This window comes from Rhodococcoides corynebacterioides NBRC 14404, from assembly GCF_001894765.1.
GTDB classification, from domain to species: Bacteria; Actinomycetota; Actinomycetes; order Mycobacteriales; family Mycobacteriaceae; genus Rhodococcoides; species Rhodococcoides corynebacterioides.
The window spans coordinates 366,816-392,813 of record NZ_BCWV01000002.1 but is presented as its reverse complement, the minus strand read 5'-3'; the positions used below and the strand labels follow the sequence as shown (position 1 = coordinate 392,813).

Sequence of the window (25,998 nt, the reverse complement as noted above, 5' to 3'; positions counted from 1 at the left end):
CTACCGCCGCTTCCGCGACGACAGGTAGTCGCTGACCACCGCGGCACCCAGACCGTCGAGATCCGGGGCGATCACCCGGCCGCCCACGCGGTGGGCCATGCGGTCCACGACGCGCGCCAGTCCGGGATCGTCACCGAGCCGGAAGATGGTGACCTGAGCGCCGATTCGGGCCACGGTGTCGAGTTCGCGCACCGTCAGGCCGAGGGTGCGCGCGCTGGGCGGGTAGTCGAACACGGCCTGCCCGTCCGGTTCCAGGTGCGCCGTCGGTTCGCCGTCGGTGACGATCAGCACCACCGGCTGCGCGTTGGGGTGCCGGCGCAGATGGCGCACCGCGAGCATCAACGCGTGGTGCAGATTGGTGCCCTGGTCCCAGGCGCCGTCGAGGCCCGCCAGTTCCGACGGGGTCAGCGTCTGCGCGTGCCGGCCGAACCCGATCATCGTCAGCGCATCGCCCCGGAATCTGGTACTCACCAGATGGTTCAGGGCCAGTGCCGTCTGCTTCATCGGCACCCAGCGTCCCTCCATGACCATGGAGAACGACGTGTCCACCAACAGCGCGACGGCCGCCTGCGACCGCTGCTCGGTCTCGGTGATCTCCACGTCCGTCACCGCCAGGCGCACACCGACGGCATCCGTCTCCGAGCGGGGCTCGGCCGCCGTCCTCAGGACGGCGTTGGTGACCGTCCGCACCACGTCCCAGGGCTCGGTGTCGCCGAACTCCCACGCACGGGACGCGCCCGTGGGCTCGCCCATCGCACCCGCCCGTCGCGTGTCGCGCTCGCCACGTCGCGATGCGAGAGACCCGGCCACGTCGCGCAGGGCGGCCTGGCCCAACTGCCGCATGGCTTTCGGGGACAGGCGCCACTGGCCGTCGGCACCCTTGTCGAGGAACCCCTCCTGCTGCAACGCCTTCTCCAGATCGGCCAACATGCGCGCATCGGCCGCCGCCTCGGGCCCGAGTTGCCGCAGGAGCGCGTCGGCGTCGATGTCGTCCAGCGCCGCACCGTTGTACTGCTGCGAGAGCTGATCTCCCAGATCCTCGAGCTCGGCGATGTCCTGCAGCATGCCGGTCCCGTCGCCGAGCCCCATGCCCTGCTGCCCACGGAAGTTCTGCGACCCGTCCCAGTCCTCACCGGGCCGGGCGGACTGCAGATTCGCGTCCAGCCGGGCCAACTGATCCATCAGATCGGGGCTGCCGAATGCCTGCTGCGCCAACGCATCGAGCTCGGCGCGTTGATCCGCCGACAGAGAGTTGCGTAGCCGCTGCGCCGCCGCCGACCGCTGCGCCAGAGCGTCGATCAGCTCGTCCACGCTCTGCGGGTTCTCCGGAAAGAACTCGCCGTGCTCGGCCATGAAATCACGGAACTGCTGGTCGGTGTCCTCCCCGCGCGCGTGAGCGTCGAGCAGATCGTTGAGGTCCGAGAGCATCTGCTGCACCCGGGCGCGGTCCTCCTCCGTGGCGCCCTCGAGCGCCTGCTTCATGCCCTGGAAGCGTTGATCGAGCACCTCGCGACCGAGGAGATCCTTGATCTTCTCGTAGTTCTCGCGGGCCTCCGAGCTGCGCCAGTCGTACTCGGCGAGCTCCTGCACGGCCTGCGCCGTCGACGGCGGCAGCTCGGCGAGCTGCATCTCGGCGAACCGGGCATCGTCGTCCAGCGCTCTCGCCAACGCCTTGCGCTCCTCGAGCACCGCCTTGTCGAGCAGTTCGCGGACCTCCTGGAGGGTGCCGTCGAGGTTGCGGTTCTTCAGGAGTTCCCGACGCTTGCGGTTCGCGCGCGCCGCGAGGTCGTCGAGGCCACGCATCGATCGCGTTCCGCGGCGGAGCATTTCCTGCAGCGCCCGCCTCGGCGACGACCCCTCGAGCACGTCTCGGCCGATGGCCTCGAGCGCTTCGCGCAGATCCACCGGCGGCGCCAGCGGATCAGGACCGTCGACGTACGGGCCGTAACGGGTCGACCGAGGCGGCCGGTCGGGTGAGCGTGCCATCAGCTGTACACCGTCTGCCCGTCGTCGGCGGTGTCCTTGCCGATGCGGCGCGCGAGGTACAGACCCTCCAGGGCCAATTCGAGGGCGGACGCCCGCTCCCCCACCGATGCCGCGCCGAGCCGCTGGGCGACCTCGTCGACCACCGGGAGGTCGGGAAGCGCGTCGAGCAACGCCTTCGCGGTCACGCGGGCACCGGTGACCACGGGCTCACCCTGGTCGATCGCGTTCACCAGCGGGCCGAGATCGATGCCGCCCAACGACTCTCGCGCCGTGTCCGCCGTGGCGCGACGCAGCAGGTGAGTCAGCACCTCGATCTCGCGGCCCTCCTCGCCGGACTCGAACTCGACCTTGCCGCGCAGGACGTCGACGACCGTCGTCGTGTCGACCGGGCGGGCGACCGGATCGTCCTCGCCCAGCACCGCGGCGCGGTGGATCGCGGCAGCGCCCACCGTCTCCGCCGCGGCGACCGCGAACCGCGCCGAGACGCCGGAACGCTGGTCCACCGAGGGCGATTCACGCAGCAGCCGGGTGAAGCGGGCCAGCACCTCGAGGACGTGCGGCGGCACGTCGGCGGACAGGTCGGCCTCCTGTTCGATCACGGAGATCTCGTCGGTGAGCAGCAGCGGGTAGTGCGTACGAATCTCCGCGCCGAACCGGTCCTTGAGCGGAGTGATGATGCGGCCGCGGTTGGTGTAGTCCTCGGGGTTCGCGCTGGCCACCAGGAGCACGTCGAGCGGGAGCCGCACGGTGTAGCCACGAATCTGGATGTCCCGCTCCTCCATGACGTTCAGCAGCGACACCTGGATGCGCTCGGCGAGATCGGGGAGCTCGTTGATGGCGACGATGCCCCGGTGCGTGCGTGGCACCAGGCCGTAGTGGATGGTCTCGGGATCGCCGAGGCTGCGGCCCTCGGCCACCTTGACGGGGTCCACGTCACCGACGAGGTCGGCGACCGAGGTGTCCGGCGTCGCCAGCTTCTCGGAGTACCGCTCGCTGCGGTGGCGCCAGGCAACGGGTAGGTCGTCGCCGAGTTCGGCGGCGCGTCGGACCGACGCCGGCGTGATCGGCTCGTAGGGGTGCTCGCCGAGCTCGGATCCGTCGATGACGGGAGTCCACTCGTCGAGCAGGGTCACGAGGGTGCGAAGAAGTCGGGTCTTGCCCTGACCGCGTTCGCCGAGCAGGACGACGTCGTGCTGGGCGAGCAGGGCACGTTCGAGTTGGGGGAGGACGGTGTCCTCGAAACCCAGGATGCCGGGCCAGGCGTCGCGCCCGTCCCGGAGGGCGGCGAGCAGGTTCTCACGGAGTTCGGTCTTGACGGATCTGTGGACGTGGCCCGACGCGCGGAGTTCACCGAGTGTGGTCGGACGATCGATGCTCGAGGTCACTTCTCCAACGTACGAGCCGGACGGCGATCCGGCACGCCCGCGCTCAATGACCTGTCTGATCCATCAGGTCCTTGCCCTCCGCATTCTTGACGCGTTTGCGTTCGAGGAGGACCAGGGCGAGGCCGGCCGCCCACAACACGACGGTCGCGGGGAAGAGGATCATCGCCCACCCCGAGAAGCCGTACCCGGCCGCCACCAGAGCGGAACCCAGCGCCCCCAGACCCAGAGCGATGAGGAAGTACCCCGGCCAGTTCCGCGCGTCGGCGATGGCCTCTCCGGCGTGGGCGCGCATGGTCCGTTCGTCGTCCCGCGGTTCGCGCTCCTCGCTTCCCTCGGCCTCGCCGTCGGGCGCCACTCGGTCCGGAGTCATGCGCCGCGTCTACCCTCGCGAAAACCGGACCAAACCCCCTGCGCCGGTTCTTCGGTAGCGTCGTCGGATGTGACCACGACCAGTGCCTACGACTTCACCGCCACCACCATCGACGGCGAGCCCGTCGACCTCGCGGACTACCGCGGCAAGCCGATGTTGATCGTCAACACTGCATCGCAGTGCGGCTTCACCCCGCAATACGAGGGACTCGAAGCACTGCATCGCACGTACGGACCTCGCGGGCTCGTCGTGCTGGGGTTCCCGTGCGACCAATTCGGACACCAGGAGCCGGGTGACGCCGAGGAGATCAAGAACTTCTGCTCGCTGCGCTACGACGTCACCTTCCCCCTCCACGAGAAGATTGCCGTGAACGGCGACGACGCCCACCCGCTGTACCAGTGGCTGCGGGAGCAGAAGTCCGGCGTGCTCGGCAACCGCATCAAGTGGAACTTCACCAAGTTCCTGGTGGACGCCGACGGTCAGGTGGTGGACCGCTTCGGACCCACCACCAAGCCCGAGAAGCTCGCCGACCCGATCGAGAAGGTGTTGACGGACCGAGCATGACCGCCCCCGATCCGACGATGGAGGCGATCACCGCGGCCGTCGTGCGCGGTCGCGGTGGGGACGTCGACGGGGCGCAGTCCGACCTCGAGGCCCTCTGGTCCGAGATCGGGGTGGGCGGCGATCCGTTCCATCGCTGCACGCTGGCGCATTATCTCGCCGATCTGTACGACGACGCCGCCGTGGCGCTGATCTGGGACGTTCGCGCTCTCGACGCGGCCGATGCCCTCGACGGCGATCGGGCGCGGCAGCACCACGCGAGCCTGCAGGTGGCGGCGTTCTACCCGAGCCTGCACCTGAACCTCGCCGACAACCTCCGGCGTTTGGGATCCTCTCAGGCAGCCGCCGACCACCTCGATCGTGCCGAGGAGCGTCTGTCGGCGCTTCCCGACGACGCCTACGGCGAGATGATCCGCTCGGCCCTCACCGACTTGCGCCGGGCGGTGGTCGAGCTCCGCACCGATCGCCTGTCGAGTGCGCCTGATTCCTGATCCCGTCCCGGTTTCCGGTCGATGGAGCGGCGGGTGTCGGTGGCGGTCTCTATAATCGAACACATGAGCGATCGGGGGGTCGGCGCGGTGAACGCGGCGCAGGTGGGAGGCGTTGCCTGGGCTGCGCGTGACCACACCGCCATGGACCTACCGGTCTCGTTCGACCTCCCCGTCGGTGGGCACCTCGACGCCCTGGCCGACCTGGCTGCCGGGGCGGGATACCTGGAATGGCGCCGCTACCGCCATGTCGCCGCCCTGCACACCGACCTGGTGCTCGCCGAAGAAGACCGCGACGAGCGGGCGGTCGATGCGTTCGCCCAGTGCGCCGCCCGCATCGCCACCTCGTTGTCGGTGTCGCAGTACGTCGCCGAACGCCTCCTCGACAACGCCGTCGCTCTCCGGGATCGTCTGCCGCGGGTGTTCGAGTGCCTGCGGGACGGGGTGGTCTCCCCCAGTTACATCCGCACCATCGTCTCCCGCACCGAGTTGATCCACGGCCGGTCGTATCAGGGAGTGGTGGACGCCGACATCGCCGACGCCCTGCGCAAGCCGGGGTCGTGGTCCACGGGCCGGGTGCGAGACCTGTGCGATCAGATGGTCTACCGCCGCGACCCCGACGCCGTCCGCGAACGCCGCGACGACGCCCTGAAGGGGCGGTGCTTCTTCACCGAAGCCGGACTCGACGGCATGGCAACCGTGGGAGCGACGATGTCCGCCGAACAGGCTGCCATCGTCGCCCGCGTCGTCGAACTCCTCGCCGCACAAGTCTGCCGGCACGACAGTCGCACGAAGACCGCGCGGGCATCGGATGCGCTGTTCGCGTTGGTCAAGCACGCCCCGTTCGGGTGCGACTGCGCCCGCCCGGACTGTGCCTTCGCGGTGGTCGATGCGGACGAGGTCGCAGCGAACGCGGCACGCATCGTCATCCACGTCGTCACCGACACCACCACCCTCACCGGACCTGTCCCCGCCGCTGCGAATGGCACCGCCGAGGCTGCAGCAGACCCGGCCGCGCACGCGCACGCTCGGGACACCGACACGGCCGCGACTGCCGCAGAGGAAGTTTCGGCCGAGCAGGTCGTGGCCGAGGAGGCAGCGGCCGTCGACGCGGTTGCGGTCGAGGAGGTCGCGGTCGAGGAGACACACGATGAGGAGACATCGGCCGACGCCGTTTCCGCTGTGGAGGATGCGACCGAGGCGGAGCCTGAACTGGTCGACGGTGTCGGCTACATCGCCGGACTCGGCATCGTCTCCGGCGCCCACATCCGCGACCTCGCCGCCGACCCCGCCACCCTGATCCGCCCCCTCGGCGACGGCACCGACACCCCACTCCCGGCCACCCAACCCGCGGACCCCTACCGACCCTCGGCGGCACTGAACACCTACATCCGCGCCCGAGACCAGTACTGCACCTGGCCCGGCTGCACCACACCCGCGTGGGACGGCGACCTCGACCACATCACCGAATACGACCACCACCACCCCGAGCAGGGTGGGCAGACCACCGCGACCGGGTTGGGCGCGAAATGCCGGTTCCATCACCTACTGAAAACGTTCGGCGACTTCGTCGACGACCAGTACCCCGACCCCGACAACCCCGGGCGGATCATCCGCACGTTCACCATCCCCGAAGGCCGCACCGTCCTCGGACCCGCCTACACCGGCCACGACACCCACCCCGGACTGGACATGATCGTCTTCGGCGACCCACCCGGCGCCGGCACGAAGAAGCCATCGACATCGGGCGAACCCGAACCCACTCGACCCGCCCCACGCACCGAGCAGAAACACGCCCGCCGACGCCAGGAACGCCACCGCAACCGACTCCGCAACAACCTGAGAGGGATCCGACCACCCGAACCGGACGACGCACCACCCCCGTTCTGACAGGCCCCGCGGAGTGACCGAGCGTGACGGCGAGATGATGCGCTCGGCCCTCGACGACGCCGGATACCGCTTCCCCGAAACCGGTGGAGTTATCGGGTGAGCGTCTGCCCGCGCCATAGACGTGTGTCAATATAGAGCGGTGTCGAAGCAGGAACGTGTGGCGCAGAATGCGTGTTGCTCACCGCTGACGCGTGAGCCGTTGACCGCGGACTGGGCCGGTGACCTGGCTCGAATGTTCAAGGCGATCGGGGATCCAGTGCGCCTGCGACTGCTGTCGTTGGTGGCCTCGCACGCCGCCGGCGAGGCGTGCGTCTGTGACATCTCCGGCTCGTTCGAGCTGTCGCAGCCGACGATCTCCCACCACTTGAAGGTGCTCCGCGAAGCGGGACTTGTCGACTGCGAACGTCGCGGCACCTGGGTGTACTACCGAGTGATCCCGTCCGCACTGACCGAGTTATCGGCGGTGTTGTCCCCGGAGTCCGGTGTGCTCGGCGCGTCCGTCTGCGCGCCTACGGGTGCGGACGTGGCGGTGGGTGCGCGATGACCCGAATGTCCGACAGCGCCGAAGTCGTCGGCAAGCTGTCCTTCCTCGACCGATTCCTCCCGGTGTGGATCGGCGTCGCGATGGCCGCGGGCCTGCTCTTCGGACGAGGCATCCCTGGACTCGGTGACGCCCTGTCCGCGGTCGAGATCGATGGAATTTCTCTGCCGATCGCGGTCGGCCTGCTGATCATGATGTATCCGGTGCTGGCGAAGGTCCGCTACGACCGCCTGGACACCGTCACCGGCGACCGCCGACTCCTCGCCGGGTCACTGACGCTGAATTGGATCGTCGGACCGGCACTGATGTTCGCGCTCGCCTGGATCTTCCTCCCGGACCTGCCCGAGTACCGGACCGGCCTGATCATCGTCGGCCTCGCCCGATGCATCGCCATGGTGATCATCTGGAACGACCTCGCGTGCGGAGACCGCGAAGCCGCCGCCGTGTTGGTGGCGATCAATTCGGTGTTCCAGGTGGTCATGTTCGCCGTCCTCGGCTGGTTCTATCTCTCCGTCCTGCCAGGCTGGCTGGGACTCGAACAGACCACCATCGACACCTCCCCGTGGCAGATCGCGAAATCGGTCCTGATCTTCCTCGGCGTCCCCTTGCTCGCCGGATTTCTGACCCGCCGCTACGGCGAGAAGGCCAGGGGGCGTGACTGGTACGAGCAGACGTTCCTCCCCCGCCTGGGCCCGTGGGCCCTCTACGGGCTGCTGTTCACCATCGTGATCCTGTTCGCCCTGCAAGGGGAGCAGATCACCTCGAACCCCGTCGACGTCGTGCGCATCGCGCTCCCGCTGCTGGTGTACTTCGCCCTGATGTGGAGCGGCGGCTACCTACTCGGAGCAGCGATGGGCCTCGGCTACCAGCGCACCACCACCCTCGCGTTCACCGCCGCCGGCAACAACTTCGAGCTCGCCATCGCCGTTGCAATCGCCACTTACGGCGCCACCTCCGGGCAAGCCCTCGCCGGGGTCGTCGGCCCCTTGATCGAGGTGCCGGTGCTGATAGGTCTCGTGTACGTCTCTCTTGCCCTGCGACGTCGGTTCACCTCAGGCATCCCCGAGACGGCCGCTCCGGCGGCTACGAAGGAGTCGTGACATGACCTCCACGCCGTCCGTGCTGTTCGTGTGCGTGAAGAACGGCGGCAAGTCGCAGATGGCCGCCGGGCTGATGCGCGCCGCCGCCGGCGATACCGTCGACGTCCATTCCGCCGGGACCAAGCCCGGCGCAGCTGTCAACACATTGTCCGCCGAGGTGCTGCTCGAGGTCGGTGTCGACATCACCGCCGAGACCCCGACTCCGATCGACCCGCAGCTACTTCGCGAAGTCGACCTGGTCGTCACCCTCGGCCGCGACGCCGGAGTCGACCCCGAGGCCGGGACACCGGTGGAGAATTGGGACACCGACGAGCCGTCCGAACGCGGCATCGAGGGCATCGAACGCATGCGGCTGGTTCGCGACGACATCGCAGCACGGGTTGCCGAACTCGCCACCCGCCTCCGCACGTAACCGGCGCGGTCCCGACGCGCCTGCACGCGGCGCGTCGGAACGGGCGTCGGCTAGTGCGCGAAGTGGCGGGAGCCGGTGAGGTACATCGTCACGCCCGCATCACGTGCGGCGGCGATGACCTCGTCGTCACGAATGGATCCACCCGGCTGCACCACGGCGGTGACGCCGGCGGCAGCGAGAATCTGGAATCCATCGGGGAACGGGAAGAACGCATCGGAGGCAGCAACGGCGCCGCGTGCGCGATCACCGGCCCGGCGGACGGCGAGTTCGGCCGAGTCGACCCGGTTGACCTGGCCCATACCCACACCGACCGACGCCCCGCCCGAGGCGAGCAGGATCGCGTTCGACTTGACCGCGCGGCATGCGCGCCACGCGAACTGCAGATCCGCCAACTGCGCCTCGTCGGCAGCGTCACCGACGGCAAGGGTCCAGTTCGACGGGTCGTCACCCTCGGCGTCGAGAAGATCGCGGTCCTGCACCAGCAGACCTCCGGAGATCTGCCGGATCTCCGGGACTGCCGAGGGTACTTCGGCGATGAGCACCCGAATGTTCTTCTTGCGCTGCAGGACCGGCAGTGCGCCGTCGGCGTAGGACGGCGCGATGATCACCTCGGTGAAGATCTCGGCGACCTGCTCGGCCATCTCGACGGTGACCTCGCGGTTGGCGGCGATGACGCCGCCGTAGGCACTCACCGGATCGCAGGCGTGCGCGTTGCGGTGCGCCTCGGCGATGGACCCGCTGTGCGAGACGGCGATACCGCACGGGTTGGCGTGCTTGATGATCGCGACGGCGGGCGCGTCGTGGTCGAACGCCGCACGCCACGCGGCGTCGCCGTCCGTGTAGTTGTTGTAGGACATCTCCTTGCCGTGCACCTGCTCGGCCTGCGCGATGCCGGATCCCGACGTCGCATCCACGTACAGCGCACCCCCCTGGTGCGGGTTCTCGCCGTACCGCAGCACCGCGGCGCGCTGGTAGGTGGCTCCGGTGAACGTCGGGAACGCCTCGTCGGCAGCCGAGTACTCCGTCATCCAGGACGCGACGGCCACGTCGTACGCAGCTGTGTGCCGAAAAGCCTGTGCCGCCAGTCGAATTCGCTGCTCGAGGGTGAAGCCGCCCGTCGTCACCGCGGTGAGGACGTCGTCGTACCGAGCGGGGTCGACCACCACGGCGACCGACGGATGGTTCTTCGCCGCCGCGCGCACCATCGAGGGACCGCCGATGTCGATCTGCTCGATGCACTCGTCCGCCGACGCACCCGACGCCACGGTGTCGGTGAACGGGTACAGGTTGACCACCACGAGCTCGAACGCGGCGACACCCAGTTCCTCGAGCTGCGCCACGTGCTCGCCGCGTCGGGTGTCGGCGAGGATGCCGGCGTGCACCCGCGGGTGGAGGGTCTTGACCCGACCATCGAGCGTCTCGGGAAACCCGGTCAGTTCTTCGACCGGGGTGACCGGAACGCCGGCGTCGGCGATGCGCTTGGCGGTCGATCCGGTGGACACGATCTCGACGCCCGCAGCGTGCAGGCCCGCGGCCAGCTCGTCGAGGCCGCTCTTGTCGTACACGCTGACCAGAGCGCGTCGGACGGCTCTGCGGTTCTCGGGGCTAGTCACTGGGAATCTGGGCCTTTCGTCCATCGATGATGACTCCGCGGGCGGCGACGGCGGCGACCACCTCGATCAGCAGACGCCGCTCGACGATCTTGATGCGCTCGTGCAGCGACGACTCGTCGTCACCCACGAACACCGGCACGGCTTCCTGCGCGAGGATGGGGCCGGTGTCGACTCCCTCGTCCACCAGGTGCACGGTGGTGCCGCTGACGCGCACGCCGGCGGCGAGGGCGTCCCGCACAGCGTGCGCCCCGGGAAACGACGGCAGCAACGCGGGATGCGTGTTGAGAACCCGACCACCGAAACGGGAAAGGAACGACGGGCCCAGAATGCGCATGAATCCTGCGCTCACGACGTAATCCGGGTCGAGGTCGGCCACCGCAGCGGTGATCGCACGGTCCCACTCGGCGCGGTCCGCATAGTCGCAGGGGCGGATTCGGGTCGCACCCAGAACGGTCTCGGCGGGGCACTCACGGTCGGCGACGACGCCCACCACTTCGGCGGAGAAGTCGGGCTCGGCCGTGGCGTCGACGAGCGAGCGGAGGAGGGACCCGGCGCCCGATGCCAACACCACCACCCGAGCCGCGGAGGCTCGGTGGGACGTCGCGGGCGGAGCAGACAGCGCTCTTCTCCTCGGCTTCGAACGACGGGTACGGGGCGTCCCGAAGCCTAGACGCCCGTCGATTTCGGCTCGTCGGGGAGGTCGACCACCTCGGCATCGACGACATCGGTGGGGGTGGTCTCCGATGCTGCGGTCGTGGCGGATTCTGACTTGTCGGACTCCGCCGGGACGGTCTCCGCCGTGTCGACCTCGGTCTCGGTGGTCTCGGCGGGCTCGGTGGTGTCGGCGGGCTCGGTGGTGTCGGCGGGCTCGGTGGTGTCGGCGGGCTCGGTGGTGTCGGCGGGCTCGGGGACATCGGTGGTGTCCGCATCGTCCGTCGGCTCGGTGGCCGACCCGGCGGGCAGCGCGGCAACCGCGTCCGACGGTGTGGAGGCACGGTCACGGTCGGCCGTTTGGTCGACCGGGTCGTCCCACCCGTGGACGTCGTGTCGCCGCAGGACGTACGCCGCGACACCGGCAGCGACGACCCCCACCACGAGACACCAGGTGAAGGCCGTGACGGCGAACAGCGCGATGTCCGCCCCGAAGTGGCCGAAGGTCCCGACGACGCCTCCGGACACCGCCGAGACCACCGCGCACCCCAGCGCGACCAGGACGGCGGCCAGGGACGCGGCGCGCAGCGCGTCCGGGAGCGTCGCGGTCGCCCGTGCGGCCGCCCGTCCCAGGACGATCGCGGCCACCGCCGGGACCACGAGCAGCACCGGCCACCAGATCTGCGCCGACGACTCCGGCAACGCCGCCAGAACGGGCACCGCAGGAAGGTCGCCGCCGGTGGACTCGAACACGCTGACCGAGACAACGCCGGCGGAGGCCGATGCCCCGGTCACGACGGACGCCGCCGCGACGACGACGTTCGGCAGGTAGAGGACGGACAGTGCAGTCAGTCCGAGAGCCCCGCCGACGCCGCCTCCGGCGTCGAGGACGGCACCCATGGTGGACATCGACAGTACGAGCGAGACCACGACCGTCACGGCTCCACCCGCCACCAGAACCGCTCCGGCGCGCGCGGCAGGACCCGCGGCGGCCAGTGCCCAGGCCGGCAGATCGAGGCGGTGCACCGGCGTCGGCCACGTCCCGCGCACGCACCCGAGGGCGGCACCGAGGCCGTGCACCAGCAGGACCCAGCCGACCGTGGCCAGGAACCCGGGGGTACTCATCGCGATGACCGTGGACGCGTCACCGATCATCGCCAGCATCACCACCGCCATCGCGAGCGGACCTGCGAGCGCGGCGGCGACCACCCACACCACGTCCCGGCGCGACGACGACGGCGTCACCGCACGCGCCACCTGACGTGCCACTCCACGGACCAGCAGCGCGGTGGGAAGAATCGGCAGCAACGACAACGTCGCGCCCGCGATTCCGAGCGGCACCTGATGCACCGCGAGCCACGTGCCCGCGAGCGCACCGAACGTGCCCGTCAGATCGCTGCCCGCCAGGACCAGCGTCAGCACCACGACCACCGACACCACGGCCAGCAGGATGCCCGACGGCCGGAACGCGACCCCCAGGAGGACGCGGGCATCATCGGGCGACGGCATCAGGCGGGCGCGCGGGGAGGCGTCACGATCGAGTAGCGAAGTCATCGCGAACCAGAATCCCACCGACGGCGGCCAGGGTGGTCCAGGCGCGCCGTCGGTGGTCGAGCGTCAGGAGCGGTCGCGGTCCTCGACCGGATCGAACGCCCGAGTGGAGTCGGTGGACGACCCGTCGGACGGCCCGGCCGAACCCGACTCCGTCGGGCGCGGCGCCGGGGCGTACTCCGGCTGACCGTGAACAGGAGGCTGGCCGTACGCCGGGGGCCGGCCGTATCCGCCCTGCGGCTGCCCGTATCCGCCCTGCGGCTGGCCGTAACCCTGAGGCTGGCCGTATCCCTGCGGCTGGCCGTACCCTGCCTGCGGCTGGTTGTAGCCCTGCGGGTGGCCGTAGCCACCCTGCGGCTGGCCGTAGCCCTGCGGCTGGTTGTAACCGCCCTGCGGCTGCCCGTAACCGCCCTGCGGCTGGCCGTAGCCCTGAGGCTGCCCGTAACCACCCTGAGGCTGCCCGTATCCCTGCGGCTGGCCGTACCCACCCTGCGGCTGGCCGTAGCCCTGCGGCTGGTACCCCTCCGACTGGCCGCGCGACTTGTCGAACACCGACCCGCCACCGAACGGCGACTGCTTCGGCGTCCGCTTGTCCGGCAGGCTCACCACGCCGGCGTCGAGAAGCACCAGAGCGACCGACGACGCCGCCTGGACCAGGCCGAGGATCAGCACGAGGATCGCGCCGATGCCCACCCCGACCTCGACGGTGGTGAACGGCGTCTCGATCGAGCCGGCATTGAACAGCTGGAAGACCAGCGTGACCACTCCGGCGACCGACAGACCGGCGACGACCGGCCACGGCGCGACCTGCTTGGGCAGCAGCGACAGGCCCACGACGACCGCCGCGGCGAGGAACAGAGCGACCGACGTCGCGTCACCGGTGGCGCGCTCGAAGAAGTTGCTCGACTGTCCTTCGAGCGTGAACTGCGCGGCGAGCCCGAGCACGAACGCGAGCACGCCGGTTCCGAGCACCACGAACGACGCGATCCGACGCACGGAACGCAGCGCCGCGTCCTTCTTCTCGGCGGTCATGGTCGCGTCGTCGTGGTCGTGTCCGGTGTCGTGGCGCCCGGACGGCGAGGTCGGCGAGGACGCTCCGCTGTCCGTGTGGGCGGCCCGACCCGGATCGGTGGCAGGCACCGACGCCGTGGGCACCGACACCGTCGGCTCCGCGCCCGCCGGAGGGTGCGTCGAGCCGGTCGGCTCGTCCCCCGGTCGGCGGTCCGATTCACCTGGCTGAAGACTCATCCGAGTTCGTCCTCCTGTTCGTGGGGCGGCCCCGTGGATCGGGAAATCTCGTCCGCCACCCTACGGAACATCCGGAACCGGGGTCAGGCCGCACCGACTCGGTCGCGATCGGTCGACCGGGCCGCCTCGATCTCCCTGACCAGCGGCAACACCCGCTCTCCGAAGTACTCGATCTCCTCCTGGAAGTGCAGGAATCCGCCCAGGATCAGGTCGACACCGCGGTCCCGGTAGTCGACGATGCGTTCCGCGACCTGCTCCGGGGTTCCGATCAGCTGCGTCTTGAAGCCGTCGTTGTACTGCACGAGATCCTCGAAGGAGGAGTCCGCCCACATGCCCTTCTTGTCGCCGGTCGAGTTGCCCGCCTGCTGCACGGCGCCGCGGAACCCCTCGACCGCAGGGCGATCGGCCTTCTCCACGATCTCCCGGAGCACGTCGCGCGCCTCCTTCTCGGAATCGCGCGCGATGATGAAACCGTTGAGTCCGAACTCGACCTCGCGGTCGTGCGCCCGGGCCACCTCTCGGACGTCGTCGATTTGCTCCGTGATGCCGTCGAAGTCCTTGCCGTTGGAGAAGTACCAGTCGGAGTACCGACCGGCGTTCTGCCGGGCCGCCGTCGAGTTCCCGCCCTGGAACAGCTCCGGGTTCGGACGCTCGGCCGTGTTGAGCGGCTTGGGCTTCAACGTGAAATCGTGGATTCGGTAGAAGTCGCCGCGGAAGTCCACGTCGTCCTCCGTCCAGATCTTGCGCAGCACCTGGAGGAACTCGGCACTGCGGCGGTACCGCTCGTCGTGTTCGAGCCACGGCTCACCGAGGTGGGTGAACTCGTCCTTGAACCAGCCGCTGACGACATTGACTGCGAAGCGCCCGCCGGACAGGTGGTCCGCCGTCGCGCCCAGCTTGGCCAGGACCGCCGGCTGCCACAGGCCGGGGTGAACGGCCGCAATCACTTTCAGCCGTTCGGTGGCCAGCAGCAGGGCGAGGCTGAAACTCGTGGACTCGTGCTGATACTCGGCGCCGTAGCTGGCCTCGTACCGAACCTGGCTGAGCGCGTACTCGAACCCGTTGTTCTCCGCGGTCTGCGCGAGCTTCTTGTTGTACTCGAACTCCCAGCTGGTGCGCTGTTCGATGTCGCTCGTGACCAGTCCCCCACTGACGTTGGGAACCCAGTACGCGAACTTCACGGCGTCGGCGATCTTCTCGGTGCTCATGTCTCTCGTTCTCTCGGTGATGAAAGGCTGCGGGCGAGTGCTGCGCCGGGTCGGTCAGGAATACCAAGTGGGCGTGGGCAACTCGCCGGTCAACACGTGACGGCCCACCTCTCGACGCTTGTAGAAGACCGGATCGTGCAGCGTGTGCGTGCGGACGTTTCGCCAGAACCGGTCGAACCCGTGGCTCGAGGCGGTTGCTCGCGCTCCCAATGCCTCGAAGATGCCGGCGGTGATCTCGAGGGCCACCTCCGTCGCGCGCGCCTTGGCCGCCGCGACGCGGACCTCGTGCTCACCGCGCTGGGTCTCGGTGACCGCATCGGCGTCGTCGTGCAGTCGTTGCTGTTCCGCCGCAACGGCATCGGCCAGCGCCTCGGCCGCCCACAGCTTGGCCGTGTAGTCGCCGTACAGGTCGATGATGTAGGGCTCGTCGAGGGCATTGTCGACCGTCGAGTGCAGCCACGCCCGCGTGGTGGTGCGGGTGTACTCCGCCGCGCTGTCGAGCGCGCCGCGCGCGATGCCGAGGTAGAAGTTCACGAACACCAACTGGATGATCGGCACGTTCAGCGTGTTGTAGACCCGCGGCTGGAACACCTTGTCGACGAAGCCCGCCGCGGAACTCCACTCCGTGCGTACGTGATCGATGGTGACGCTGCCGCTCTCGGTGCGACGCTGGCCGATGTTGTCCCAGTCGTCGTGGAACGTCAGGCCCTCGGAGTCCGAGGGCACGATCGCGAAGATGTGGGTGTCCGTACCCGCCAGCACACCCTCGAGCACCGTGACGTCCGAGATGCGGCTGCCGGTCGAGAAGGTCTTGGCGCCGTGGTAGACGAGGGTGTCGCCCTCGTCGGTGATCTCGACGTCGTTGTCCCGCGGATTGACCGCGCCGCCGAAGAACCAGCGATTCTCCGTCGCGGCCTGTTCGACGGCGGCGATCTGCTCGGGGGTGCCCACCAGGCGGGCCGCCCAGAACCACAGCAGGTGGTAGCCGTACAGCTGGCCGATCGAGCCGTCGGCCGTCGCCACCTCACGGATGAGTCGGTACGCCGTCTCCCAGCTCTGGCCGCCCCCGCCGAACTCCACCGGTCCCAGCACCGTGGCCAGTCCCGAGTCCTTCAACAGGGCCACCTCGGCGTGCGGCGGTTCCGTACCGCGGTCGAGGGCGACTGCGTCCTCCGCCAGGATCGTCGCCACGTCCCGTGCGCGATCGATCCATTCCTCGGGTGTGGTCGGTGTGGTGGTCCAGCGCCCCCCGGCACCGGTTCCGCTGGGTCGGTTCTCGGTGATCGTCATGCTCGGCAGTACACCGGGAACGAGTGCGCGGCGACACCATTGCGATCGGGGTGATTCGTACCGTTCGCGGATACGCCGAAGGCCGATCCCCACTGGGGAACCGGCCTTCGGGCGTCGCAGACGGGTGAAGCGGGTTACTTCTTCTCGAGGATCTCTCGCGCCAGAGCCGCGGTCTCGGACGGCGTCTTGCCGACCTTGACGCCGGCCGCCTCGAGGGCGTCCTTCTTGGCCTGGGCGGTGCCCGAGGAGCCGGAGACGATGGCGCCGGCGTGGCCCATGGTCTTGCCCTCGGGGGCGGTGAACCCGGCGACGTAGCCGACGACCGGCTTGGTCACGTTGGCCTTGATGTAGTCGGCCGCACGCTCTTCCGCGTCGCCACCGATCTCGCCGATCATGACGATGATCTCGGTCTCGGGGTCCTTCTCGAACGCCTCGATGGCGTCGATGTGGGTGGTCCCGATGACCGGGTCGCCGCCGATGCCGATGGCGGTGGAGAAGCCGAAGTCACGAAGCTCGAACATCATCTGGTACGTCAGGGTGCCCGACTTGGAGACCAGGCCGATGGGGCCCTTGCCCGCGATGTTGGCCGGGGTGATGCCGACCAGCGCCTCGCCGGGGGTGATGATGCCGGGGCAGTTCGGCCCGATGATGCGGGTCTTCTCGCCCTTCTCGACGTTGTAGGCCCACGCGTACGCGCTGTCCTGCACCGGGATTCCCTCGGTGATGACGACGAGCAGCGGGATCTCGGCGTCGATGGCCTCGACGATGGCGTCCTTGGAGAACGCCGGCGGCACGAACGCGATCGACACGTCGGCGCCGGTCTTCTCCATGGCCTCGGCGACGGAACCGAAGACGGGAAGCTCGACGTCGGAACCGTCGGCGGCCTTGTGCGACACGCTGGTTCCGGCCTTGCGGGCGTTGACGCCGCCCACGACCTGCGTTCCGGCCTTGAGCATGAGCGCGGTGTGCTTGGTGCCCTCGCCGCCCGTGATGCCCTGGACGATGACCTTGTTGTTCTTGTTCAGAAAGATCGACATTGTGTGTTCAGCCCTCTACTTCGCAGCCAGCTCGGCGGCCTTGTCGGCGCCCTCGTCCATGGTCTCGGCGAGCGTCACCAGCGGGTGCGCGGCGTCGGCGAGAATCTTGCGGCCTTCCTCGACCTTGTTGCCGTCGAGGCGAACCACCAGCGGCTTGTTGGCGTCGTCGCCCAGCTTCTTCAGCGCACCGACGATGCCGTTGGCGACGGCGTCGCACGCGGTGATGCCGCCGAAGACGTTGACGAAGACGCTCTTGACCTGGTCGTCACCGAGGATGACGTCGAGACCGTTGGCCATGACCTCGGCCGAGGCACCGCCACCGATGTCGAGGAAGTTGGCGGGCTTCACGCCGCCGTGGGCCTCACCGGCGTACGCGACGACGTCGAGGGTCGACATGACCAGCCCGGCGCCGTTGCCGATGATGCCGACCTGTCCGTCGAGCTTGACGTAGTTGAGGTCGTTGGCCTTGGCCTTCGCCTCGAGCGGGTCGGCCGCGTCGGCGTCCTCGAACTCGGCGTGGCCCTCCTGGCGGAAGTCCGCGTTGGCGTCCAGGGTGACCTTGCCGTCGAGGGCGAGGATCTGGTCGTCGGGCGTGCGCACGAGGGGGTTGACCTCGACGAGGAGGGCGTCTTCCTTGATGAAGACTTCCCACAGCTTCTGAATGGTGTTGGCGGCGGCGTCCAGGACCTCGGCGGGCAGCTTGCCGGCCTCGGCGATCTGCCGCGCGAACGCCAGGTCGACACCCTTGACGGCGTCGACCGGGATGCGAGCGAGTGCGTCCGGGTTCTCCTCGGCCGTCACCTCGATCTCGACGCCACCCTCGACGGAGCACATCGCCAGGTAGGTGCGGTTGGTGCGGTCGAGCAGGAAGGAGATGTAGTACTCCTCCGCGATGTCGCTCGCTTCGGCGACGAGGAGCTTCTTGACGACGTGACCCTTGATGTCCAGGCCCAGGATCGCCTCGGCATTGGCTTCCGCCTCCGCGACGTCCTTCGAGTACTTGACACCACCGGCCTTGCCGCGGCCACCGACCTTGACCTGCGCCTTGACCATGACCGGCTTGCCGATTTCCTCGGCGATCGCGCGGGCACCGGCCACCGTGTCGGTGACACGTCCGGCCGACGTCGGAACTTCGTGCTTGGCGAAGAGTTCCTTCGCCTGGTATTCGAAGAGATCCATCAGCTCACCATCTCGTCTGCGTTGACGCCCGCTCGAGGGGTAGGAGCGGGTCCGACCAACGACAATAACGACCGGCCCGGAGGCCCGGACAACACCCCGTGTCCGTTGTGCTCCATCTCACCGACCAGCGCGAATGCTACTCGTCAGTACGAGCGAGGAGGCCACTGAGCAGGGCCGACACTATTGCACCGACGCCCGTGATCGCGGCGCCGACCGCGGCGCCGTCCACGACCGCCGCGAGGGCGAGCCCGCCCGCACCGACGGTGGTGCCGACGGCCGCAGCCACCGCGCGAGAACGACGCGCGCGCAGCAGGATCGCCGTCGTCGCCACCACCACGGCCGCGAACACGACGCGGCCCCAGACGTCCCAGCCCCACGGCCACGTCCCGACCCAGCCCCCGAGTCGTCCGTCGACCGACCGCGCCGGCAGCGCCGACCCGAGGACGATCAGACCGGCCGACGTCCACGCGACGGCGCGGAGGTGCGGCGCGCGCTCGGCGGGATCGAACTCCGCGGACTCCGACTCCGCTGGGTCCGAATCCACGGGATCCGCGGCGAGCGCCGGCGCGGCGAGGACGGCGGCGAGCACGGACAGTCCGAGGAGCCATCCACCGAGCCCCGGCCGGACGCCCTCGACGCCGACGCCGAGCACCACCGCCTGGAGCACGACCGAGACGAGGGCTCCGTGGGCGGCGAGGATCGGAGCAGCCGCGGGGCGAACCGACGGCGCGAACTCCGACAGGCACAGCAGCACCCCCACCGTGGCCACGACGACGGCCGACACGGCCACCGCGCCGACCCCCGAGATGCGCGGAACCGGTCCGCCCGCGTCCAGGACGGGCAGCACGGACCCGGCTCCCGCTGCGGCCGCCGAGAGCAGCAGCAGGGACCCGGCCACCAGCCGGGCGTTCGGGGCGCGTCGCGGCCGGGCGGTGGACGGTCGGCGTTCGCCGGCTCCCTCGCCGGTGCGGTCCGGCCGCGCGGCGGCGAGGAGCAGCGCCACGCTCACGAGGCCGAGCCAGGTCCCCGGTCCGACGTCGATGCGGTCACCGGCCGCGGCGGCCGCCGGGATGCGCGGGAGTACGACGAGAAGCACCGACAGTGCAACGCCCACCAGCGCTCCGCGGGTGACGTCCCGACGCGACGAGGTGGCCCCGAGAGCGACGACCACGAGCACCGCCAGCGCGGCGAGGACGTAGCCGACGGCCGAGAGCACCGGGGCGCCGAGAACGGACGGCGCCAGGAAGACGGAGTCGGTACTGACGTAGGCCGGCACCGCGACGGCCGCCGCAGCACCCGCCGCACCGAGAACCACCAGCAGCGCACGACGGGGTGCATCGTCGTCCACGACGGACGGCCGTCGGGCCAGCGCGACCGCGGCGAGGAGGCCGGCGGTCACGAACGCGACGTGGCCGGCGAGGAGTGCCGCGGCGCCGATCGTCGGCGACGGCGCCGCCGCCGCCGCCGGACGGAACAGGTCGAGTCGGTCCGCGTCGAGGGCTCGGGCGAACACTTGCAGATCGGTCACGGCGAGGCCTGCGGCGACCGCGCCCACGGCGGCGGTCACGGCGAGGCCGAGATCGGGCCGTGACCGTCGGCTTCCGAGCACCAGCGCGACCACCAGTGCGTGACCGAGGGCGGTCGAGACTGTCGAGCCGATCGGGGGTCCGGCGAGTACGGGCGACGCGACGCCCACGACGGACGCGGCGGTCACGGCGAGGGCGCCGACCAGGACGAGGGCGGCGGACGACGGTTCGAGCGGCTTCGTCACGATCGACGACGGTATCGGTGACCCGATCGCGTGGGTCGTTCTCTCGAGTTCCGCCAGGTGGCCTTGTGAGCCACCTCACATATCCGGGCGGGATCGCGGATCGGCTTGCGAAGCCTGCGACCGTTTCGTTACCGTCGCCCAGGCTCACATCACGAGCAGGTCACGGATGACCACCGCGACATTCCACGGGTTCACGATCAGGAGGACGGCAGCTCTTGCAGCACCACCGCACTCCGTTCACACCCAGCCGCTTCGTCGGCACCAGCGACTCCACCGTTACCAGCGTTCCCGATCCGTCCCCCGTCGACACCTCCAGTCCGTGGGATCGCGATCACGAGGGCGACGACTACGACGCCACCGCGCCGGCCTGGACCGCGGCCACCCGCGCCGACGACGCACCGCGTCGCCGCCGTTCCGTTCCCGCCACCCAGTTCCTGGTGGCGTCCACCGATCCCGACACCGTCGACGAGGTCGCCCCGCGCCGCACCGGCGCGCACCGCATTCCCGCGCCGCCGACCGCCCTCAAGGGCCGGGTCGCCGTCGTGGCCGTCGCCGCCGGCGCCGTGGTCTCCGCCGGACAGGCCGCCGTGGCGGGCAATCAGCCCGCCGAGCGCAGCGACGTCTCCGAGTACGCGCTCGCCGCCGGCCAGGCTCCCGCCGCCGTGGCCGGGGTGGTCGACGCCGCCGCGCCCGCAATTCTCGACACCGCCGCACCCACCTCGGACAGCCTCCCGACCGCAACGTCGACCGGAGCGCCCATTTCGGCGCCGTCGAAGTCCGCGGCACCGCAGATCCTCAACATCGCCGCACCCGTCGACCTGAGCCAGTTCGATCAGCTCCTGGCCAAGGGGCAGCGCTTCCTCGCCGAGCGCGAGGCCCGCGAGGCCGCCGCGCGGCGTCCGCTCTTCGCGCTTCCGGCTATCGGTACGTACACGTCCGGCTTCGGCGCCCGCTGGGGCACCCTGCACGCCGGCGTGGACATCGCCAACGCTATCGGCACGCCCGTCTACGCGGTGGCCGACGGCACCGTGATCGACTCCGGCCCCGCGGCGGGCTTCGGACTGTGGATCCGTCTGCAGCACGCCGACGGCACCATCACGGTGTACGGCCACATCGACTCGTCCGAGGTCCAGGTGGGCCAGACGGTCATGGCGGGTGACGAGATCGCCAAGATGGGCAACCGCGGCCAGTCCACCGGCCCGCACCTGCACTTCGAGGTGCACCTGCCCGGCGAGAACAAGATCGACCCGCTCCCCTGGCTGGCCACCCGTGGCATCAGCCTGGGCCCGGCCGGCGACTGATCGCCGGCCCGCCTCCCTCGTCTACAGCTTGATCATCGGCACGCCGCCGATCAGCATCATCTTCACCCGGCCGGCCGTGCCGAAGTCGATGAGCACCATCGCCCGCTGACCGGTTCCCCCGGACTCCACCACCGTGCCCAGCCCGTACTTGTCGTGGCTCACGCGATCGCCGACGGCCAACGACAGCACGGTGTTCGAGGCCCGCGCCTTGCCGAAGCCGGGGGTGGGCGTCGAGGACGGCGACGAGCCACCCGACCAGCCCCCGCGGGGGTTGGCCGTCCAGTCGCGCTGACGGCCCGAGCCGAAACCGCCGCCCATGCCGCCACCACCGACACCGGGATCCTCCCGCTTCCAGTCGATCAGGTGCTGCGGAACCTCCTGTAGGAAGCGCGATTCCGGGTTCTGGATGGGCTGCCCCCACGCCGAACGCATGATCGCGCGAGTCAGGTACAGCCGATGGCGAGCGCGGGTGATGCCCACGTAGGCCAACCGGCGTTCCTCCGACAGCTCGGCCGGGTCGCCGAGCGCGCGCATGTGCGGGAACTGGCCGTCCTCCCACCCGGTGACGAAGACGACGGGGAACTCAAGCCCCTTGGCCGTGTGCAGGGTCATGAGGGTGACCACGCCGTCCCCGTTGTCGGGGATCTGGTCGGTGTCCGCCACGAGCGAGACCCGCTCGAGGAACGCCGCCAGCGAACCCGGCTCGGCCACCCCCTCGGTGTCGCGGTCGGTGTCCGCCTCGACGTCCAGATCCTCCAGACCCTCCGCGTTGCGCGCATCGGCGCTGAATTCCCGTGCGACGGAGACGAGTTCGTTGAGGTTGTCCAGGCGCGCGCCGTCCTGCGGATCGGAGCTGGCCTCGAGCTCGGCGCGGTAGCGGGTGCGGTCCAGGACCGCCTCCACCACGTCGCCGATGTCGGCGACGTCGTTGCCGTCCGCGTCGACCTGGTTCATGGTCGCGCGCAACTCGTCGATCATCTCCACGAACGAGCCGATCGCGTTCTGTGCGCGGGTGTTCAGCAGCGACACCCGCCCCGCCGCGGCGTCGAGCAGCGCCGCGTTGAAGCTGATGTTCTTCCGCTCGGCGTGCACCGCGACGCAGGCCTCCGCCCGGTCCCCGATACCGCGGCGCGGGGTGTTGAGGATGCGGCGCATGCTCACGGTGTCGTCCGGATTGGCGAGCACCCGCAGGTACGCGACGATGTCCCGGACCTCCTTGCGCTCGTAGAACCGCACTCCGCCGACCACCTTGTACGGCAGGCCGAGGCGCACGAAGATCTCCTCGAGCGCACGCGAATTGTTGTTGGTCCGGTAGAAGACGGCGACGTCGGAGTACTTGAGGTCGGTGCCGTCGACCAGCCGATCGATCTCCGACGCGACGAACCGTGCTTCGTCGTGCTCGTTGTCGGCGACGTACCCGACGATCTGCTCGCCCTCACCGGTGTCGGTCCACAGCCGCTTCTCCCGTCGGCCGGTGTTGCGCGCGATGACCGCGTTGGCTGCCGACAGGATCGTCTGGGTGGACCGGTAGTTCTGTTCGAGCAGGATGGTTCGGGCGTCCGGGTAGTCGCGCTCGAACTCCTCGATGTTGCGGATGGTGGCGCCGCGGAAGGCGTAGATGGACTGGTCCGCGTCACCGACCACGCACAGCTCGCTCGGCGGCACGCCCTCGCTCGACTCGCCGTCCGTGCCCACCAGCTCCCGCACCAGCATGTACTGGGCGTGGTTGGTGTCCTGGTACTCGTCGACCAGTACGTGCCGGAACCGCCGACGGTAGTACTCCGCCACGTCCGGATGCGACTGCAGCAGGGCGACGGTCTCGCCGATCAGATCGTCGAAGTCGAACGCGTTGGCCGAGCGGAGACGCTGCTGGTAGTGCGTGTAGACCTTGGCCACGATCGCGGGCAGCTCCGCGGTGTCCTGCTGCGCGTCGGCGACCGCCCGATCGGGATCGATCAGCTCGTTCTTGAGGTTGGAGATCTGGGTGGCCAGCAGACGGGCCGAGAACTTCTTCGGGTCGAGCTCGAGGTCCTTGCCGATCATGGTGAGGAGCCGACGCGAATCGTCGGCGTCGTAGATCGAGAAGTTGCTGTTCACACCGGGCAGCAGGGCCGCCTGGGCGCGCAGGATGCGCACGCAACTCGAGTGGAAGGTACTCACCCACATGTAGTGCGCGCGCGGACCCACCAACTGCGCGACACGCTCCCGCATCTCCGCCGCGGCCTTGTTGGTGAACGTGATGGCCAGGACCTGACCGGGGGCGACGTCCCGCTCCGCCAGCAGGTAGGCGATGCGCCGCGTGAGCACGGCCGTCTTGCCCGAGCCGGCACCGGCCACGATGAGCAGCGGCGATCCGGTGTGTACCACCGCCTCACGCTGCTGCGGGTTGAGGCCCTCGAGGAGGTGCTCGGAGGACGGGGCCGACCGGTGTGCGCGCGCAGGAGACGTGGTGTTCATCGTGCGTCCAGGTTACCGCCGACCACCGACACCTCGGCGGGGCGCATACTGGACACGGCCCGGTAACGGATCGGTCCGGGCGTGCGACACACGTCGTGACAGGAGGAGTCGCCATGAGTACTTCGCACACGACGCACGACACGGGCGTCGACGTCCCCACCACCGAGGCCGAGATCACCGAGCTGCGCAAGGAGATCGACCGCCTCGACGCGGAGATCCTCGCCGCCGTCAAGCGTCGGTCGGAGGTGTCGCAGATCATCGGACGCACCCGCATGGCGCAGGGCGGACCCCGCCTGGTCCACACCCGCGAGATGGCCGTGCTGCAGCGCTTCAGCGACCTCGGCCAGGAGGGCCATACCCTCGCGATGCTGCTGCTGCGTCTCGGCCGAGGTCGCCTGGGTCACTGACCCCTACCCGGGGCAGCGCGGCCCCCTAGGGCAGCGCGATGTACTTGGTCTCGAGGTATTCCTCGATGCCCTCACTGCCGCCTTCCCGGCCGAAGCCGGAGGCCTTGATGCCGCCGAACGGCGCGGCCGCGTCCGAGATGACGCCGCGGTTGACGCCCACCATGCCGGTCTCCACCGCGTCCGCCACCCGCAGCGCACGGTCGAGGCTCTCGGTGTAGATGTACGACGCCAGACCGAACTCGGTGTCGTTGGCCGCCGCGATTCCGTCGTCCTCGGTCTCGAACCCGCGCACCGCGAGCACCGGCCCGAAGACTTCCTCGGTCAAGATGCGGGCGTCGTCCGGCACGTCGGTCAGGACGGTGGCCGGGTAGAACCACCCGGGGCCGTCGGGCACCGAGCCGCCGAGAACCACCGTCGCGCCCTTCGACGCCGCGTCGTCGACCAACTCCGCGACCGTGTCGCGCTGGTCCTCGTTGATCAGCGGGCCCAGCTTCGTGTCCGGGTCACCGCCCCGCCCCAGCGTCATCGCCTTCATCTTCTCGGTGACCTTCGCGACGAACTCCTCGCGCACCGAGTTCTGCACGTGGAAGCGGTTGGCGGCCGTGCAGGCCTCACCGCCGTTGCGCATCTTCGCCAGCATGGCGCCCTCGACGGCGGCATCGAGATCGGCGTCGTCGAACACCACGAACGGGGCGTTCCCACCGAGTTCCATCGAGGTCCGCAACAGGTTCGCCGACGACTTCTCCACGAGCATCCGGCCCACCTCGGTGGATCCGGTGAACGTCAGCTTCCGCAACCGCGGATCCTCCAGCAGCGGCCCGGTGACCGCGGAGGACTTCGAGGTGGGCAGGACGGACAGGACGCCGGTGGGCAGACCCGCGTCCTGGATCAGCTTCGCGAGGTAGAGCATGGTGAGCGGCGTCTCGGACGCGGGCTTCACCAGGATCGTGCAGCCGGCCGCGAGAGCGGGGCCGATCTTGCGGGTGCCCATCGCCAGGGGGAAGTTCCACGGCGTGATCGCGAGCACCGGACCGACGGGCTGCTTGGTCACCAGAATTCGACCGTTCCCGGCCGGTGCCGGGGTGTAGCGCCCCGCGATCCGCACGGCCTCCTCGGAGAACCAGCGGAAGAATTCACCGCCGTACTTCACCTCGGCCTTGCTCTCGGCCAGGGCCTTGCCCATCTCGAGCGTCATCAGGAGCGCGATGTCGTCCGCGTGCGCCGAGATGGACTCGAAGACGGCGCGCAGGATCTCCCCGCGCTCGCGGGCGGGCGTCGCGGCCCATCCCTTCTGAGCGGCCACCGCGGCGTCGAGCGCGCGGGCGGCGTCGGCGGGGCTCGCGTCGGCCACCGAGGTGAGCACCTCGCCCGTCGACGGGTCGCGCACGTCGAACGTGGCACCGTTCTCGGCGTCGACCTGCTCGCCCCCCACCCACAGCTTGGTGGGCACCGACGCGATCACCTCGCGCTCGCGCCGACTCTGCTCCTCGGTCACCTCGGCCGTTGCTGACACAGGTCTCTCCTCACGTTCCGGGCGGGTACATCCCCGTCC

At 69.7% G+C, this 25,998-nt stretch carries 22 protein-coding genes; 8 read left to right on the top strand and 14 right to left on the bottom strand.

What is annotated here, in order from left to right; all coding sequences use genetic code 11:
- The 3 genes from RC2_RS03205 to RC2_RS03195 are packed head-to-tail and all read right to left on the bottom strand — an operon-like array spanning position 1 to position 3,741.
- Positions 1–1,986 carry a vWA domain-containing protein gene (locus RC2_RS03205; RefSeq protein ID WP_068147364.1) on the bottom strand — a complete coding sequence of 662 codons (1,986 nt, stop codon included), beginning with the start codon at positions 1,984–1,986 and terminating at the stop codon, positions 1–3.
- A complete protein-coding gene (locus RC2_RS03200) occupies positions 1,986–3,371 on the bottom strand; it encodes a sigma 54-interacting transcriptional regulator (protein ID WP_068147362.1) in 1,386 nt (461 codons plus the stop codon). The genes RC2_RS03205 and RC2_RS03200 overlap by 1 nt, the downstream gene beginning before the upstream one ends.
- Before the next feature lie 43 nt (positions 3,372–3,414).
- A complete protein-coding gene (locus tag RC2_RS03195; RefSeq protein WP_068147359.1) occupies positions 3,415–3,741 on the bottom strand; it encodes a hypothetical protein in 327 nt (108 codons plus the stop codon).
- A 69-nt stretch (positions 3,742–3,810) separates the two neighbouring features.
- Here RC2_RS03195 and RC2_RS03190 point away from each other — a divergent pair, with 69 nt between their 5' ends.
- The 6 genes from RC2_RS03190 to RC2_RS03165 all read left to right on the top strand — a co-directional run bounded on the left by RC2_RS03190 (position 3,811) and on the right by RC2_RS03165 (position 8,733).
- Positions 3,811–4,305, top strand: a complete 495-nt coding sequence (locus RC2_RS03190; protein WP_068147356.1) for a glutathione peroxidase — start codon at positions 3,811–3,813, stop codon at positions 4,303–4,305.
- Positions 4,302–4,793, top strand: coding sequence for a hypothetical protein (locus RC2_RS03185; protein ID WP_068147352.1), 492 nt, complete (start codon positions 4,302–4,304; stop codon positions 4,791–4,793). Before RC2_RS03190 ends, RC2_RS03185 begins: the two co-directional genes overlap by 4 nt.
- A 63-nt stretch (positions 4,794–4,856) precedes the next feature.
- Positions 4,857–6,680, top strand: a complete 1,824-nt coding sequence (locus RC2_RS03180; RefSeq protein ID WP_072681034.1) for a DUF222 domain-containing protein — start codon at positions 4,857–4,859, stop codon at positions 6,678–6,680.
- A 139-nt stretch (positions 6,681–6,819) separates the two neighbouring features.
- Entirely contained in the window at positions 6,820–7,224 is a 405-nt protein-coding gene (locus RC2_RS03175) for an ArsR/SmtB family transcription factor (RefSeq protein ID WP_072681032.1), read from the top strand.
- Complete coding sequence (arsB, locus tag RC2_RS03170; protein ID WP_068144947.1) at positions 7,221–8,321, top strand: ACR3 family arsenite efflux transporter; 1,101 nt, start codon at positions 7,221–7,223, stop codon at positions 8,319–8,321. Before RC2_RS03175 ends, arsB begins: the two co-directional genes overlap by 4 nt.
- Position 8,322: 1 nt before the next feature.
- Positions 8,323–8,733, top strand: coding sequence for an arsenate-mycothiol transferase ArsC (locus RC2_RS03165; RefSeq protein ID WP_068144950.1), 411 nt, complete (start codon positions 8,323–8,325; stop codon positions 8,731–8,733).
- Between the two features lie 50 nt (positions 8,734–8,783).
- Here the strand turns inward: RC2_RS03165 and purH are convergent, their stop codons facing one another.
- The 9 genes from purH to RC2_RS03115 form a co-directional block, all read right to left on the bottom strand.
- Positions 8,784–10,370, bottom strand: a complete 1,587-nt coding sequence (purH, locus tag RC2_RS03160; protein WP_068144952.1) for a bifunctional phosphoribosylaminoimidazolecarboxamide formyltransferase/IMP cyclohydrolase — start codon at positions 10,368–10,370, stop codon at positions 8,784–8,786.
- Positions 10,339–10,965, bottom strand: a complete 627-nt coding sequence (gene purN, locus RC2_RS03155) for a phosphoribosylglycinamide formyltransferase (protein ID WP_068144954.1) — start codon at positions 10,963–10,965, stop codon at positions 10,339–10,341. Before purN ends, purH begins: the two co-directional genes overlap by 32 nt.
- A 47-nt stretch (positions 10,966–11,012) precedes the next feature.
- Positions 11,013–12,551: a cell division protein PerM gene (locus RC2_RS03150; RefSeq protein WP_139277254.1), complete on the bottom strand. Its 1,539-nt coding sequence runs from the start codon at positions 12,549–12,551 to the stop codon at positions 11,013–11,015.
- Positions 12,552–12,614: 63 nt separating this feature from the next.
- Positions 12,615–13,796 (bottom strand): DUF5336 domain-containing protein, encoded by a 1,182-nt coding sequence (locus tag RC2_RS18860; RefSeq protein ID WP_169818357.1) that lies wholly within the window; start codon positions 13,794–13,796, stop codon positions 12,615–12,617.
- A gap of 83 nt (positions 13,797–13,879) precedes the next feature.
- Complete coding sequence (sfnG, locus tag RC2_RS03135; protein WP_068144967.1) at positions 13,880–15,004, bottom strand: dimethylsulfone monooxygenase SfnG; 1,125 nt, start codon at positions 15,002–15,004, stop codon at positions 13,880–13,882.
- A gap of 54 nt (positions 15,005–15,058) precedes the next feature.
- Positions 15,059–16,294, bottom strand: coding sequence for an acyl-CoA dehydrogenase family protein (locus RC2_RS03130; RefSeq protein WP_068144970.1), 1,236 nt, complete (start codon positions 16,292–16,294; stop codon positions 15,059–15,061).
- A 134-nt stretch (positions 16,295–16,428) separates the two neighbouring features.
- Positions 16,429–17,331 (bottom strand): succinate--CoA ligase subunit alpha, encoded by a 903-nt coding sequence (gene sucD, locus RC2_RS03125; protein WP_068144972.1) that lies wholly within the window; start codon positions 17,329–17,331, stop codon positions 16,429–16,431.
- 15 nt (positions 17,332–17,346) lie between these two features.
- Positions 17,347–18,510, bottom strand: a complete 1,164-nt coding sequence (gene sucC / locus RC2_RS03120; protein WP_068144975.1) for an ADP-forming succinate--CoA ligase subunit beta — start codon at positions 18,508–18,510, stop codon at positions 17,347–17,349.
- Positions 18,511–18,646: 136 nt separating this feature from the next.
- Entirely contained in the window at positions 18,647–20,281 is a 1,635-nt protein-coding gene (locus RC2_RS03115; protein ID WP_068144977.1) for a hypothetical protein, read from the bottom strand.
- A gap of 215 nt (positions 20,282–20,496) precedes the next feature.
- Here RC2_RS03115 and RC2_RS03110 point away from each other — a divergent pair, with 215 nt between their 5' ends.
- On the top strand, positions 20,497–21,582 hold the full coding sequence (locus tag RC2_RS03110; RefSeq protein ID WP_072681030.1) for a M23 family metallopeptidase: 1,086 nt from the start codon (positions 20,497–20,499) through the stop codon (positions 21,580–21,582).
- 21 nt (positions 21,583–21,603) lie between these two features.
- Here RC2_RS03110 and pcrA read toward each other — a convergent pair whose 3' ends face one another.
- Positions 21,604–24,039, bottom strand: coding sequence for a DNA helicase PcrA (pcrA, locus tag RC2_RS03105; RefSeq protein ID WP_068144985.1), 2,436 nt, complete (start codon positions 24,037–24,039; stop codon positions 21,604–21,606).
- A gap of 113 nt (positions 24,040–24,152) precedes the next feature.
- On the opposite strand from pcrA, the gene RC2_RS03100 reads away from it, so the two are divergent.
- Positions 24,153–24,446 carry a chorismate mutase gene (locus RC2_RS03100; RefSeq protein ID WP_068144987.1) on the top strand — a complete coding sequence of 98 codons (294 nt, stop codon included), beginning with the start codon at positions 24,153–24,155 and terminating at the stop codon, positions 24,444–24,446.
- A 25-nt stretch (positions 24,447–24,471) separates the two neighbouring features.
- Here RC2_RS03100 and RC2_RS03095 read toward each other — a convergent pair whose 3' ends face one another.
- Entirely contained in the window at positions 24,472–25,959 is a 1,488-nt protein-coding gene (locus RC2_RS03095) for an NAD-dependent succinate-semialdehyde dehydrogenase (protein WP_245810937.1), read from the bottom strand.
- Positions 25,960–25,998: the final 39 nt, after the last annotated feature.

What these genes read in the sequence shown, in the direction of transcription:
- RC2_RS03205 (WP_068147364.1), bottom strand. Translation starts at nt 1,986, where the DNA reads ATGGCACGCTCACCCGACCGGCCGCCTCGGTCGACCCGTTACGGCCCG.
- RC2_RS03195 (WP_068147359.1), bottom strand. Translation starts at nt 3,741, where the DNA reads ATGACTCCGGACCGAGTGGCGCCCGACGGCGAGGCCGAGGGAAGCGAG.
- RC2_RS03185 (WP_068147352.1), top strand. Translation starts at nt 4,302, where the DNA reads ATGACCGCCCCCGATCCGACGATGGAGGCGATCACCGCGGCCGTCGTG.
- RC2_RS03180 (WP_072681034.1), top strand. Translation starts at nt 4,857, where the DNA reads ATGAGCGATCGGGGGGTCGGCGCGGTGAACGCGGCGCAGGTGGGAGGC.
- arsB (WP_068144947.1), top strand. Translation starts at nt 7,221, where the DNA reads ATGACCCGAATGTCCGACAGCGCCGAAGTCGTCGGCAAGCTGTCCTTC.
- RC2_RS03165 (WP_068144950.1), top strand. Translation starts at nt 8,323, where the DNA reads ATGACCTCCACGCCGTCCGTGCTGTTCGTGTGCGTGAAGAACGGCGGC.
- purH (WP_068144952.1), bottom strand. Translation starts at nt 10,370, where the DNA reads ATGGACGAAAGGCCCAGATTCCCAGTGACTAGCCCCGAGAACCGCAGA.
- RC2_RS03150 (WP_139277254.1), bottom strand. Translation starts at nt 12,551, where the DNA reads ATGACTTCGCTACTCGATCGTGACGCCTCCCCGCGCGCCCGCCTGATG.
- RC2_RS18860 (WP_169818357.1), bottom strand. Translation starts at nt 13,796, where the DNA reads ATGAGTCTTCAGCCAGGTGAATCGGACCGCCGACCGGGGGACGAGCCG.
- sfnG (WP_068144967.1), bottom strand. Translation starts at nt 15,004, where the DNA reads ATGAGCACCGAGAAGATCGCCGACGCCGTGAAGTTCGCGTACTGGGTT.
- RC2_RS03130 (WP_068144970.1), bottom strand. Translation starts at nt 16,294, where the DNA reads ATGACGATCACCGAGAACCGACCCAGCGGAACCGGTGCCGGGGGGCGC.
- sucD (WP_068144972.1), bottom strand. Translation starts at nt 17,331, where the DNA reads ATGTCGATCTTTCTGAACAAGAACAACAAGGTCATCGTCCAGGGCATC.
- sucC (WP_068144975.1), bottom strand. Translation starts at nt 18,510, where the DNA reads ATGGATCTCTTCGAATACCAGGCGAAGGAACTCTTCGCCAAGCACGAA.
- pcrA (WP_068144985.1), bottom strand. Translation starts at nt 24,039, where the DNA reads ATGAACACCACGTCTCCTGCGCGCGCACACCGGTCGGCCCCGTCCTCC.
- RC2_RS03100 (WP_068144987.1), top strand. Translation starts at nt 24,153, where the DNA reads ATGAGTACTTCGCACACGACGCACGACACGGGCGTCGACGTCCCCACC.